We start from the raw sequence: 13,773 nt of genomic DNA, 5'->3' as shown, positions 1-13,773 counted from the left end.
TGTATTTTAAAATCCGTGAGCAATGCGCTCTCCGTTTCGATATGAAGCTAATTTAGAGCAGATAAATTAAGCTTTCATTTCCATAAAATTACATTTTCGTGAATGGGGGACTTTTTTAGATGTTGATTTTATTGCACTTTTATTTCCTTTGGCTGAGCGGTTTGTGAATAATTATCTAAATTGGAAGTTTTAGAACCGCTATCTGTACGAGTTTTACTTTGAAAGAGATGAGGATGTTATGAGTGAGTTCTATGGGCTGAACTGCAGCTGTTAAATCGATTAACTGCTTGTACTGGTTAAGATATCCTCTATGATGCAAAAACTTACGAGAGAATAGATTTTGCTCAACAAGATGGAGTGGTTGGATGAAAACAGAGTACTTAGGCGATGTTTTACAAGGCAGGCAGGTTATTGGCTCCTTGAATGTTGAAGACTTACAGGTCGGAGAGCATCAGTTTTGGTTTCAAGTGACCAGTGATGGACTCGGACAACCTAAAAACATGCCAGTTTCTGTTTTCAAAGGCAGCCAAGATGGTCCTAAGTTGATGATCACGGCCGGTATTCATGGCGATGAACTGAACGGTGTATTGGCTGCTCAGCAAATTATCCGAGACTTAGTAGGGAAAGATCTAGAAGGGACAGTGACAATTGTACCAACGGTGAACTTATCTGGGTTATTGAATCATAGCAGAGACTTCATCTCTTCAGATCCGGGTTCTTGCCCTGCCAACCTCAATCGACTCTTTCCGGGTGATGCGAATGGCTTAGCGGCGGAGCGCTTTGTTGCGTCACTTTGGGAGCGCTTACTCAAGCATAATGCCACCTTCGCCGTTGACCTTCATACCCAAACTCGCGGTGCAGTATACCCACTTTATGTATTTGCTGATTATCGCATAGAGCAATGTTTGGATATGGCGAGGCTGATGCAACCCGATTGTGTGCTTAATGATCCTGGCGATCCTGGGATTCTTGAAACGGTTTGGAATCGCAGTGGTATACCGAGCATCACTGTCGAAGTAGGGATGGGTAAGTTTACTCAACCTGACATGATTCAAAGAGCGGTAGACGGTGTTTTGAACATGCTTTCCTATTATGAAATGCTTGAGGTCGATGGACAAGATCCGTTAGAAGTAAAGCAACTGCCAAGCATGGATTGGATTGAAGGCAACAACGTCGTGTCTATTCGTGCTGATATTGGTGGTTTTGTTCTGCCTCAGATCGAGCTTTTGCAAAGCGTGGAGCAAGGTGATTTGTTAGCCATCCAATATGATGCTTTTGGTAATGAATGCCGCCGTTATCACGCACCGTCTGCTGGACGTGTCCTTAGCTATAACGTGGATGCATTAAGGGAACCGGGGGCACTGGTTTGTCGCTTGCTAAGTTAGGGGGCAGTCGGTTGGACGTTTCCGTATTAATGCAGCGTGTCACCATTTAAAACACGCAAAAAAAGACCGAGCAGGGCTCGGTCAAAGGACAGTTGTCTAGAGTAAGCACGTCTTGGACTCTTTGACATAACTGTTCTTAGAGTAACGAGAATAAATTAAGAACCCATTGCGAGATGGTGACACTTCGACTGCTTTTTTGTTTCAAAAATAATATCGGAAAACATTATCTTAAGCTCATGAAAAAGCCGACTGCGAGTTACGCTAGTCGGCTTTTTATTCTCTTTTCGTTCGAATCTTTATCTCTATCTAAACTTGATTAAAAAGCATCATCCACAATATCTTTTAGTCGTTCGTAAGGCACATAGCCCGGTAGAACCTGATCGTTCATCATCATCGTTGGCGTTCCTGTTAAACCCAGAGCGCTAAAGGTTTGATGGTTGGTCATTAGCGTGTTCTTTTGTTCATCTGTAGTGTCCAACTGGGCTTCTGTTCCCGTTTTCTTCGCCACAGCTTGTAGTGAAAATTTTGTGTGGCTACCACTTTTTGCCATCAATAATCTATTAACCTCAGGGAACGCTTCTGGCTTGTCTTGCCATACTTTCATCGCATATAAAGCGGCATTGGTGTTGAGGCCGTCGACTTGCTGCTGTTTAAATGATAAGTACACATTGATCACTTTAATGTCGCTATTTTCAGAGACTAATTGAGCCAAACCTTTCTCTAAGCGCTTACAGTAAGGACAGTTATAGTCGGTGAAATTGATGATTACCGACTTGCCATCCGGGTTTCCTGTTATTGGATGAGCGTCATTGTTGTATAACCAATCATGGCTTTCTGCTTGGGCTTTCTTTGCTTGAGCTTGGCCCGCTACATATTGCTCTAAGCTGGTGTGTAACCCCGAAATAGTTGAAGGGTTCTCTTTCAGAAACTGGTTAATTTCCTCAAGTTGTTGGGTTTGTTCTTTGCTTAGTTCTGCGAAGGCGTTGGTGCTCATTAGTGAGCCTAAAATTAGTGTGCTTATCAGAAGCTTTTTCATGTTATTTATCTCGAATTCTTAGTAATGGTGAGCGATAATTTGGTGGCGCTCGCACTAGTGTTCTTTGTTTAGTTGATTTGAAACGACTTACTTGCCCTGTTTGCCAATAGGCTAGGCAAAGTAAGTTCTCAACCACAGCCCTATGGGAGAAGTAACGCCTGTCGCGATACTGCTTATCTCTCCATCTTTAATGATGACAATGCTGGGTGTGACATTGATTCCCCAGTCTCTACTGATATGCCCTGAAAGATCATTGATCACCGGGAAGTCATACTCTTTGGCGTCCAAGTAGCGTTGCACTCGCTCATTTGGTCCTGATGAAAGGGCGACCGTAACGACTTGGTGAGAGTCATTGAAGCTATTGACGGTTGAGCTCACGAATTTGCACGCACCACACCAAGTTGCCCAAAAATAGACAATGACAGGCTTACCGTTTTTACTGAGCTCGATAACATCAATATTCTCACCTTGGAGTGATTGACCTACGATTGGAATTGCACCTCCTTGAGGCATACTTCTGCTGTGATAAAAATCCATAGCAAAGGAAACCACGCCAACGATCAGTATCATTGAGACCAGTTCCTTTCCCCACTTTTTAAGGCGACTTGGCTTTTTAGCCTCACCCTTTATAGAGTGGTCTTTGGTCGTGTTGGGCTTCTCTTCATTGTTGGGAGTCTTCATTAGTTATCTCGCAGCATCGATGGCTTGAACGACAGTGTCACTGTTGAGAATGACAGGCAGTGGAATACCACTTTTATAGCTCGGACCGTAGACGATATTAAATGGCACACCAAATCGCCCATTACTTTGTAAGTATTGAGTGACACTTTCGCTTGGAGTGGTCCAATCGCCTTTCATTAGAACGATATTCTCTTGTTGCAGATGGCTATAAACAGGGTCTTGAAGAATGACGCCGATTTTGTTCGCCTTACATGTAATACACCATTCTGCGGTCACATCAACAAACACCGTTTTCCCTTGAGCAACCAGTTGAGGTATCTGTTTCGCGTCAAGCGGTTGCCAAGGTAAATCATCCACAATCGGAGTTGCCCAATTGTCCGCAGTGACGCTCCCTACGATAAGCGCTGCACCAAATACTATTGTGGTGGTAGCCAGGATAGGCGCTAGTACCTTAGTGCCGAGCTTCTTGCCAATCCAAATCAATACTGTTGCTAGGATCAAAACAGAAAGCACGATCGTTGGGAACTTTCCAATGAATGGGCTCAGCAGACTCGTTAACCATAAGCTGGTAGCGAACATCATCAAGCCGAAAATCAACTTAACAGTGAACATCCAAGGGCCTGGCTTAGGCATTAGCTTGGTTAGGCGTGGGAAGGCAGCAAAAACCAGCCAAGGTGCACTCATACCTATGCCGAGTGCGATGAAGATAGCCCATAACTCTTGATAGCTAGCACCAAGTGCATAAGCGACGGCGGTTCCTAGGAATGGTGCGCTACACGGCGTTGCCAATAGCGTCGCAAACATACCTTGAACAAAGTGGCCTGAATGTGAATCATCCCCTTTAGTTGCCATCCAAGTGTTTAAACCTGAAGGCAGTCTGAATTCGAATAGCCCAAGCAGGTTAATCGAGAACAGCAAAGTGATGATCAGCATTAATCCGATGAACCAAACATTTTGGAACTGGATTCCCCAACCAATCGCATTACCACCCATTTTTAGAATGGTCATACCAAGGGCTAACAGAGCAAATGACGTAATGACACCAGAAGCAGACGCTAAGAATGAGAGTCGGATATGACGATTAGATGCTCCTTGGTTTTGAATGATGCTGTTTAACTTCATTCCTAATACTGGCAACACACATGGCATGATATTGAGGATCAAGCCACCAATTAAGGCAAAACCGAACATCGCAATAAAGCCGTTACTACTCTCTTGATAAGCGATCGGGTCTGAGCCCACTTGAGCTGTCATCTCTTCGGCAAAGTTCGTGTCCGATACTGTAACACTCACCGTGCGATCGGTTAGATCGACCTCGCCAAGCCAGTTACTGACATCGAATACAGCAGTCATTGTATTGTCTGTTATGTGGACGCTTGGTTGAGAGAAGAAGTCATCAATCACTTCTTGCCCGTCAATCAACACCATTGGCTTATCCCAACCATCTTTGCTTGTCAGCTGAGTAACCAATTGCTGCTTGCTCTTATCCCAAAACAAACCGTTCACCGAAGTGCGGTTAGCTTCTCGTGGCGACTGGCTCATGCCTTGGTTGAACAAGAACATCGCTTCTTCATCAAGCGCTAAAGTTTTTGGGTCAATCGGCAGTTCGATATCGTAATCGGTTAACACACAGATATTGGTACACGACGGAAAGGTAAACGAGGCCCTGAATATTGCAGGCTTTGTGTTGTCTTTCAGGGTTAACGTGACAGGAAAGCTGACGTGCTTTTTGTAACCTAACGTCATGACGTCAAGCTGCTCGTAGTACTTAGGTATCGGCCAATGCCAATCTACTGACTCAATGTTTGTTGAACCAGACCAGTCCCAGCTTGGTGGTATGCCACCTTCACCAGGGCTGCGCCAATAGGTTTTCCAGTCGCCGTCGAGCACGACATCGAGCACGGTTTGAATCTTAGAACCGTCATCTGACTGTTCACCTGTCGACATCATTCGCATTTTGACTGGCGGGTGTTCAGGCACGCTGAGCCAACCTGTAGTCTGTGCTAAGGCAGTAAATGATGTCATGACCAAAAGGGCTGTGACTAGAGTTTTCGCGCATGTACGCATGCAGAATGCCAAAGAATCGACAAACTTAGTTAGTAGTGTGTTGTACACAAATGTATCTCCAAAAAATAAATAAAAGGGTGGAATAGCCCGGTTATTTACTCTCTAAATATACAGTGCTTTAGGTGTAAGCGGTGTTTTGTTGGTCGAGTAGAGCGATGGTTGTCTCTAGATAATCTCGATATGTGGGGAGGTAAGTTAAATGCAACCGCAATAATAAGTACGAATGGGATCATCCAGCCGGTTTTTGGGGCGGCAAAGGTCAGCATTTTTGAACTCAGACTGCATGAACTTGAATTGGGTGACGTTAACATTTTTGAGGCTTCTAAGCCGAAAACACTGGCGTATAGAGTGGCCATTTTTTCTGAAGAAGCGATGTCAGTTTGAGGATTACTGTTTTCTGTATGAGTTTGCGCGCCAACTAGGACTGATTGACCATTAGCGGATGCAGATAACGATACTTTCTTTACGGCCAGAGTACTCGCCAGACAAGTTACGATAACCAGTCCGGTCAGGAAGAGCGCCCAAAGCGAATGCTTTTGTCGACGATTCTGTGTAGATAAGAAAAGTAGCGGTGTGTTCAGAAAATTAGTCCGTAATTAAATCAGTTAGTCGTTAAAACGAGCTCGTTGAATTGTGGCTAGCTTAGATAAGTTCTCTTCGCGCCACAAGTCATAAAATTGTTAAAGTGAAACTAGGTATAAACGAGGGAAACCGTAGGTATACGATAAACGACGCATAAACACTAATTCTCGCGAATACGACATTGCTCTGTCACTAAAGTTCACAATAACTGGAAGTTGCCACTAATTTATTCTGTATCGAGTAGTTTATTCATTATCAGGCTATACAAAAAAGCCCAATAGCTCGTCGATGAACGTATTGGGCTTTAACCATTGGCGCTATTGAAAAGGCTTAGTGAGTGCGGCGAGGGCCGTTACGTACCAAGTCTTTACCGTTATCAAACACTTCTTTGGTGATCCAGCGAGCAAGTAGAACTTTGTGGCTGCTGTTGAATACAGCAACGAAGTGACGACCATCTGAATTATTGGTTGCCATGCCTACACCTTCAACGCCTTCAAGGCCTAAACCGCCAGCTTCCACTGAAATTAGGAATTGCTCTAGTTCTTCTAGAGACTCAATGATGTCAAGTTCGTTGTTCATTTTTATGCTCTCTTGCAGTGAACCAACATCGTACTTAAGGCGCTTTAGTGCTTACCCTAAAATTAAGATATTGGCCGTTATTCTTTGTTGGATGCGTACTCTACAGGTCATAAGAGGGGATTGGAACTCTCAAATATTAGAAGCAGGCTGATAATTTGCGAATTTTTAACATAACATACGTTTAAATGCTTGTTATCCATGTTCTTTTTACTACTATTTATAGGGTCAATTTAGACAGTAATAGGAATTAATATGATGAAGGTTTGGCGTTGTCTATTGTTAATGTTGGCGTTTGTCGCATTTGGAAGTTATGCGCAGAGCGTTGAGAAAATCGCAGAAGTACAAGATCAGTTAATGATCGATCTAACAACATTAGAAACGGCGCATGATGCTGAGAAACCCTTTCTTGAAGATATATTAAGGCGTAAGAATCAAGGGCTACGTGAGGAGATTTTTACACAACTCTCTTCAGACAAGAAGGAAGGGCTAGATGCCATTCTGGCTCAGCAGGTTGAACTTTTACAAAAATTGCTGACATTGAATGAAGGCAAAATCGTTTCAATGAGTAAAGAAAACCGTTCAGCTGAGGGTGACGCTAAGAAACGTCTTGAATTACGCATTCAAAAACGAATCGGAATGATGGATGTTTATTATCAACAACTAGCAAAGACACTCACTTGGTCGAAAGATCGTGGGGTCGATGTCGCTGTACCTGAAACAGCTCTAAAAGTAGACTTGGTGTCTCGCTCTAAATACTTGACTAATGCCATTCTTTACACAGACACACAGCGACAAGATCTAGAAGCGCGTTTGTCTTTCGTGAATGAAGAAGAGAAAGCGACCATTAAAAAGGAGCTTGAGCGTTTCAGCGAGCGTACTAGTGTAATGGTGGCGAGCTTAGAAGAAACCATCACACTAATGGAACCGTTTGGCGTCGACGTGACTTCTTACAAGCGAGTGTTGCTGGCGACGACGGGAGACATTAACGCTGATGTGTTGGATGTTGATGTTGCACTGGAACTGCTGGATGGTTGGCTCCGTTCGTTCAGTTCATGGGCTTTTGAAAATACCCCTTCTTTTATCGTTAAACTCGCTCTGTTTCTCGGTATTTTGTATGTCACTCGCCTTATAGCTAACGTGGCTCGTAAGACCGTTCGCAAGAGTGTTTCGCACTCTAAAATGGACTTCAGTGTCTTGATGCAGGATTTCTTTGTATCAATCGCATCGAAAGCGGTCGTGTTTATTGGTTTGCTTATTGCGCTGTCGCAAATCGGGATAGAACTAGCACCGCTATTAACTGGTTTCGGTGTCGCGGGTGTCATCATTGGTTTTGCATTGCAGGATACGCTGTCTAACTTCGCCTCGGGCTTGATGATCTTGATTTACCGTCCTTATGATGTTGGTGATATGGTTAAAGTGGCGGGCGTGCAAGGCACGGTAAAAGACATGAGCTTAGTGTCGACCACGGTACAAACTATCGATAACCAACGTTTAGTGATCCCAAACAACAAGATCTGGGGTGACGTGATCAACAATATCACGGCAGAACGTGTAAGACGTGTTGATATGGTTTTCGGTATTGGTTACTCAGATGATATCGATAAAGCGAAAGCGGTATTGAATGACATCATTGTCGCGCACCCTCTAGTACTGAAAAAACCAGAGCACATGATCAAGCTTCATACCTTGAATACGTCTTCTGTAGATTTTGTCGTAAGACCTTGGGTTAAGACAGACGATTACTGGGATGTGTATTGGGATGTGACGGAAACCGTGAAGAAACGCTTCGATGAAGAAGGCATCACGATTCCATTCCCGCAACGAGATGTGCATATTTACAATCACGAAGAGAGTTAATTCGTCTAAGAGTCGATTTCTTCATGTGACAATCAAATGGACGCCGAATCGGTGTCCATTTTTGTTGGAGGTCAGTTTATCTGAATCTCGTTCTTTTATGTCACTTCACGCTAGTCGGAATTACGTTATCATGGGGCAGGCTCAGTCTGGATAGTTGAAATCGAATGGATGATTCACAGCAAAACCCAAAAACGAGAAATACAACGGTAAGAAAAGCGACGCGAATCGAAAGTGTCATGAACTCTGCGATGTGGCATTTAACCCAGAGGGACATGACGGAAAGCGAGTTGATTGCAAAGTTGAAAGTGAAAACGGACAATCAAGATTGGATCAATGAAACCTTGAGCAACTTGAAAGGTTACGGCTATCTCAAATCCGACCAAGATTTTGCTGAGCAATTCGCAGCACAAGCCTTCTTTGGCGAATTTGGCTCGCGATACATCATTGAAAAGTTGAAGAAGAAAGGGCTAACCGACTCGGTCATTTCCGATGCGATTCATAAGGTATCTGCTGATAAAAACATCGACGAACAAATGATACTGATCGATCGAATCAATCATTACTATTCAGGCTTTACTATGAGCCGTGAAAAGCTTGTCGCGACACTGCAAAAACGTGGCTTCAGCTATCAACAAGTCAAAATCGCGATCGATCAGCATCCGCAAGCTCATGAGCTTAAGAGTAATATTCAGATCAAGGCCGAGAAAGCTGATTTGGAGAAGGAAGTGCTCAAGTACGCTCGTAAAGGGAAAGGCTTAACCGCTATCCAACAAGAACTAAAACAGCGACAAATCGATACCACTGAGCTTTCATCGTTGATTGACCGATTGATCAATGAAGAGCAATTGGACTTTTACGCTTCTTGTTTAGAACAGCTTCAGAAAAAATCTTATGACCTGAACGATCACAAGGAACGCTCTAAGGCTTACGCCATGTTGAGTCGCAAAGGCTTTTCTTCAGATGAGATAAAGTTCGCTTTAAGTGAAGGTAACGAGTAGGTTACGTGCTGAATCATAAGGATGAACAGGGCTATCGAATGGTGTTTTCATCTTCAGCAATACCTAACCCATTACGTAAAGCGAACTGAACAAGCTCATTGTGATTGTTTAAATCCTCTTACACGCAGGCCAGTATATGGGCTCATACGGAAGCCTACTCTCTAGACTACTACCAAAACCAATTCAATATTGCGGTTGAGTGGCAAGCGTCTCCCATCTGGAAAACAGAGCTGGATTATCGTGTAGTCACGGCAAAAGATAATGGTTTAGACAGCTTTGTAATGGGCTTTCATGATCTTTTTAGCATTGGGCAAAACGGTCGTGATGAGGTAGCAGAAGATCAATTCATCATGGACTTTCATAATGCTGGCGTTCATGCCTCTGATTTTGAAGGTGATGACTTAACCAATGCGCTGACTTTTTACAATGAATTGTTGTTGTATTCCAGGGGGCCTATATCGCTCTCTGCTGGTGGTTCTTTGTATTACAACAACGTAAGAAGTGGACAATTTGCGAGAACAAGTTTTGAGCAAGTCGTTCAACTTAACTACAGCTTTATCACACCCAAACACAGTATTTTTTCAACCGTCGGTTTAGTGCATCGAAATGGCGATAACTCCTTTGTTGGCCTAGAAGACTTAAGTTTTGAAAACGTAAGCGCGAGTTGGGCGATAGGGTATGAGTATCGACTGAATCAGCGTCATAGTTTGCTTATTGAATCTCTCAACTATCAAGGTTGGGCGAGCAACGATCCAGATTTTTCTGAACCTTCCCACGAAGTGGTCGTGGGTTACCGTTATCGCCTACATCAACTTGCGATTGAGGCCCTAATGATCGAAAACATCCGTAACATGGACAACAGTACCGACATCGGGTTTACGCTTCTCAATATAAAAGCCATATCAACATATCATTATGTAATTTAATTCATCAAAGCTATAAAGTTTCAGTAAATTTACGGTATATCAATAACGTGATTTTTTGAACAATAGCGCCACTCCAAAAGGCCGGACTAACAAGGCCGAATCAATCTATAGGTAGTGGTAACCATGAAAAAAACATTAGTAGCACTTGCGATTGCAAGCATTTCAACTTCAGCATTCGCTGTAAACACAAGCAGCCAAAACAGCCAGAATGAAGAGATGTTTGCTTTTGATTCTATGCACAAAGATCAATTCTCTGTAGCAGGTTCTTTCGGTGTTGGTGGTTACTACGACACAGGTTCTAAAGCATTTTATGATGACTGGGCGACAGGTTTAACACTTGCGGTAAGTTACCGTAACAACCGTTTTGTTGGTTACTTTGAAACAGACATGATGCTGAACTACACAACAGACAATAACGTTGCAGCGAACGACGCAGCAACATCTGGTTGGGTGAATGGCATTGATACAGGTCCTGCGACAGACGTTGATAAAGCGTGGTTAGGTTTCGACACTGGTTACGGTATCGCTTCATTCGGTTGGGAAAACGATACGGCACTAGATAAAGTTGATGGCGCAGGCGACAACACTTACGAGTTTGGTGCTTCTGCTGGCGACGCTTCTGATGCATTCAACGTGGTTAAGTTCCAAGGCGCAACTAACGGTATCGCTTACGCTATCTCTTACTTTGAGACTAATGACGACCATAACGATGCAGAGAAAGGCGTTAACGGTTACATCGGTATCGAGCAAGAAGTATTTAGCGTATACGCTGGTTACGAAGCTCGTGACGATGAGAAAGATTACGAAGTATACACAGTAACTGGCAGCATGCAGTTAGGTTCAATGAAGCTAGGTCTTAACTCTTGGATCGATCAAAACGATGAGATGAAGAATACAGGTTTCTACTTCTCTGGTGGTTACACATTGTCTGATGATCTAACCATTGCTGCAGGTTACGCTTTCAATACTAACGAAGAAGATAACCTATCAGATGTAGATTCTTCATACATCAACGTTGCAGCTATGTACCGTATTGCTGATAACGCAGACATGGGTATTGATATTAAGCAAGATATCGAAGGTGCACGCTCAATCGGTAACACGCAATACGACGAAGAAACACACGTATTCGCAGCAGCTTACTACTACTTCTAAGAGTAGTGTCGAGGCTTAGGTGCGCATAGAGCCTGAGCCTTTGAAACTCAAATATCGAAACTGAACATAATGGTGTAATTGCTGCCCGGTCTTTACACCATATTCTCTTCTTTGCGCAGCTTAAGCATCCACTGTTCGACATGTGGTATGCCACTCAAGCGGTACGAGTGGATTATTATCTGGAGAAACAAAATGGTTGAGAGCATATCTGGCAAGGGGGTCATTTATGGCAATGAGACTCTGTTTACGTGCAAACCTAATCGAAATGGATTGTTCGAATTGGCACGTAAACATGGAAGAGCTGCTGGTACTCGTCCACAAGACTCACAAAACAAAGTCTACGCAGAATCTTTAGATGAAGCATGGAATTTACTGAAAACTGAAAAGTTTTATATTGTTTTGACGGGGCAGGTATTCGGCATTCATCGAAAATCACTAAGAAGTGTTGATTCTGTTGATGTTGAGTTTAATAGAAAAATTCGCTCAGCATGTTTCACTATATAGATCCTAAGCTGAATCTAAAAAGGACGATAACTTATCGTCCTTTTTTCATTTTAGTTTTGAACTCAATTTTTGTTACAGAGGCTCAAACACAATCTATCGACCGTATTGCCCAACGATAAAGTGCTCAAACTCATCACACATCTGATGGTTTGATTTATCATTATTCGCCAACTCGGTTGACCCATCAACGATCGATATCTTCGCATTCAAATCAGCAACTGGTGCACGCTCTCTTGTCGACAGTTGTTTGATTTTTTGCTCTTCAATAGCCCATGCTTCCTCTGGCGATAAGTTGCACTCGTCAGCGAGGTATTTGGCATTAAAACCTTCTCCAGTAAGGCTTTCGATTGTCCCATTATGATTCACGCTATTGCCTTGGTACCAATAGTGCTTAGCTAACAAAGGGCCGATCTCTGGGTTATCCGTTAAGTAGCCAAATTTATCGGTAAAAAACGCACGAGTTTGATACACCGCCATATGAGCCAACAGGTAACCTTGATACGCGCAAGACGCTTCATCCGACAATAGATGCGGGATTGCCATTAATGGGCGAGGGCTACAAGCCAATCCAAGAGTCGTTTTCTCACTATTACGAGCGAGAGCGGTGATCTTTTCAGGCGTCAGATCTTCATCTGCCAATTCGTAAAGTGCTCGCTCGAAATAGGGAACCACTAAAATGCTGCGTTCTTGATAAGCTCTGAAGGGTTGCTTGTTATCGATGATTGCTTTGATTAACTCGTCAGGTACTGCTTGGCCATCAGCATTAAGCGCGTATTGTTTGAGCCAGTCTGCGTCATTCAACAAGCTGTCACAGAACATAGACTGAGTTTCCGCATAAGCCATCGACGTAGGTGCAAACTCTTGAGAGAAACACGGCGCGTTCATTTTCACGTTAGCAAAGTGCGCAGCGTGACCACCTTCGTGAAACAGTGTGTTGATCCCATCATAGCCGCTGCCTACTTGATCGGGCTTAGCATTACTTGTGAAGTTGACTTGAGCAGGCACCCAAGTGTTTTGATCGTAGAAAGAAGGAATAGGGCCGTGACAAAAACCATTTGGGTATTTTCCTTTGCGATCAAGCAGATCCAACTTCAGTGTGGCTTGAGAATATTCGATATTTAATCGGCCAAAAGATTCAACCCAGCGTCTCAATGACTTTGAGAAAGGGACGTAAGGGTCGAGGTCATTCATCACGTCACCTGCAAAAGAGTAGGTAAAGTTATGGGCTTGGAGCGCATTCTCGCCTTTCTGCTCTGCCAAATGGGTTAGGCTTTGCTGATGGCTATCACGTGTACGTGCTTCGAAGTCGTCCAGAATCGTGAACAGTTGCTCTGTCGTCATCTGTTCGGTTTTAACCACCGAGTAATCAAAGAAGGTTTTAAAACCCAGTGATTGAGCAAATTGATTACGTTTTTTGATGAGCTCAATAAATCCGTTAGCCAGTAGCCATTGCTCTAAATCTAATAGTGCTTGGTGTGCAGAAAGCCTGACTTGTTCACTACTGTTACTTCTCACAGCTGAACCTAGGACAGGAAGCGAACCTTCTGTTTCTTGTCCCGCTTCATTTACGTAAGTCATCACATGGTTTTGTTTTTTCTCAAACAGTTCAGCTTCAAACTTGATGAGGTCTGCTTTTAGCGCCTGAGATTGTTGGGATTCGATAGCGTGAGATTTAAAGGTCGCTAACCAGCCATTTAGCCCTGTTAACGTGCTCTCTTTTTCTTGAGGCTCTTGAATCTGGTCGATGGTATCTAATTGAGCTTCGATTGCCGCAATCTGTTCAGCAGAGCTTAGAAACTCGGTCCACTGAGTTTGAGCGAGTGTTGAACCATCATGATCGTCACTGATGCCCATGTAGGTATCCCAAAAGAAATCTTCTTTGGTTTTGTGAGTTACAAGATACTTGTGATTCAGTTGGTTGAGGTAGTTCGTTGCCGTCATGACATTCCTTGAAAATTAACCAGTAATTTCAACATTATGACACATTCACTAAATGTATTTTG

Annotated in this window: 12 protein-coding genes; 7 read left to right on the top strand and 5 right to left on the bottom strand. The window is 43.4% G+C overall.

What is annotated here, in order from left to right; genetic code table 11:
• Positions 1–365 precede the first annotated feature (365 nt).
• Positions 366–1,385, top strand: coding sequence for a succinylglutamate desuccinylase/aspartoacylase family protein (locus CWO13_RS01345; protein WP_108082400.1), 1,020 nt, complete (start codon positions 366–368; stop codon positions 1,383–1,385).
• Positions 1,386–1,701: 316 nt separating this feature from the next.
• Here CWO13_RS01345 and CWO13_RS01340 read toward each other — a convergent pair whose 3' ends face one another.
• The 3 genes from CWO13_RS01340 to CWO13_RS01330 all read right to left on the bottom strand — a co-directional run bounded on the left by CWO13_RS01340 (position 1,702) and on the right by CWO13_RS01330 (position 5,169).
• A complete protein-coding gene (locus tag CWO13_RS01340) occupies positions 1,702–2,421 on the bottom strand; it encodes a DsbA family protein (RefSeq protein ID WP_108019485.1) in 720 nt (239 codons plus the stop codon).
• A 111-nt stretch (positions 2,422–2,532) separates the two neighbouring features.
• On the bottom strand, positions 2,533–3,102 hold the full coding sequence (locus CWO13_RS01335; protein ID WP_107898383.1) for a protein disulfide oxidoreductase: 570 nt from the start codon (positions 3,100–3,102) through the stop codon (positions 2,533–2,535).
• A gap of 3 nt (positions 3,103–3,105) precedes the next feature.
• Complete coding sequence (locus tag CWO13_RS01330) at positions 3,106–5,169, bottom strand: protein-disulfide reductase DsbD family protein (protein ID WP_108082612.1); 2,064 nt, start codon at positions 5,167–5,169, stop codon at positions 3,106–3,108.
• A 159-nt stretch (positions 5,170–5,328) separates the two neighbouring features.
• On the opposite strand from CWO13_RS01330, the gene CWO13_RS01325 reads away from it, so the two are divergent.
• The gene (locus CWO13_RS01325; protein WP_230682298.1) at positions 5,329–5,553 is read left to right on the top strand and encodes a hypothetical protein; all 225 of its coding nucleotides are present in this window, start codon (positions 5,329–5,331) and stop codon (positions 5,551–5,553) included.
• 528 nt (positions 5,554–6,081) lie between these two features.
• Here CWO13_RS01325 and CWO13_RS01320 read toward each other — a convergent pair.
• Positions 6,082–6,330 (bottom strand): hypothetical protein, encoded by a 249-nt coding sequence (locus tag CWO13_RS01320; RefSeq protein ID WP_017062732.1) that lies wholly within the window; start codon positions 6,328–6,330, stop codon positions 6,082–6,084.
• 252 nt (positions 6,331–6,582) lie between these two features.
• Here CWO13_RS01320 and CWO13_RS01315 point away from each other — a divergent pair, with 252 nt between their 5' ends.
• From CWO13_RS01315 to CWO13_RS01290, 5 genes are all read left to right on the top strand, one after another.
• The gene (locus tag CWO13_RS01315) at positions 6,583–8,187 is read left to right on the top strand and encodes a mechanosensitive ion channel family protein (RefSeq protein ID WP_048661124.1); all 1,605 of its coding nucleotides are present in this window, start codon (positions 6,583–6,585) and stop codon (positions 8,185–8,187) included.
• A gap of 164 nt (positions 8,188–8,351) precedes the next feature.
• On the top strand, positions 8,352–9,185 hold the full coding sequence (locus tag CWO13_RS01310) for a RecX family transcriptional regulator (RefSeq protein WP_107898384.1): 834 nt from the start codon (positions 8,352–8,354) through the stop codon (positions 9,183–9,185).
• A gap of 104 nt (positions 9,186–9,289) precedes the next feature.
• Entirely contained in the window at positions 9,290–10,111 is an 822-nt protein-coding gene (locus tag CWO13_RS01300; protein ID WP_107898385.1) for a DUF3187 family protein, read from the top strand.
• A gap of 123 nt (positions 10,112–10,234) precedes the next feature.
• Positions 10,235–11,266: a porin gene (locus CWO13_RS01295; RefSeq protein ID WP_107898386.1), complete on the top strand. Its 1,032-nt coding sequence runs from the start codon at positions 10,235–10,237 to the stop codon at positions 11,264–11,266.
• Between the two features lie 192 nt (positions 11,267–11,458).
• The gene (locus CWO13_RS01290) at positions 11,459–11,770 is read left to right on the top strand and encodes a hypothetical protein (RefSeq protein WP_107898387.1); all 312 of its coding nucleotides are present in this window, start codon (positions 11,459–11,461) and stop codon (positions 11,768–11,770) included.
• 93 nt (positions 11,771–11,863) lie between these two features.
• Here the strand turns inward: CWO13_RS01290 and CWO13_RS01285 are convergent, their stop codons facing one another.
• Positions 11,864–13,711 (bottom strand): M3 family metallopeptidase, encoded by a 1,848-nt coding sequence (locus CWO13_RS01285; RefSeq protein WP_108082399.1) that lies wholly within the window; start codon positions 13,709–13,711, stop codon positions 11,864–11,866.
• Positions 13,712–13,773: the final 62 nt, after the last annotated feature.

The organism is Vibrio sp. ZF 223 (assembly GCF_003050585.1).
GTDB classification, from domain to species: domain Bacteria; phylum Pseudomonadota; class Gammaproteobacteria; order Enterobacterales; family Vibrionaceae; genus Vibrio; species Vibrio crassostreae.
This window is presented reverse-complemented; position numbering and strand designations above follow the sequence as displayed.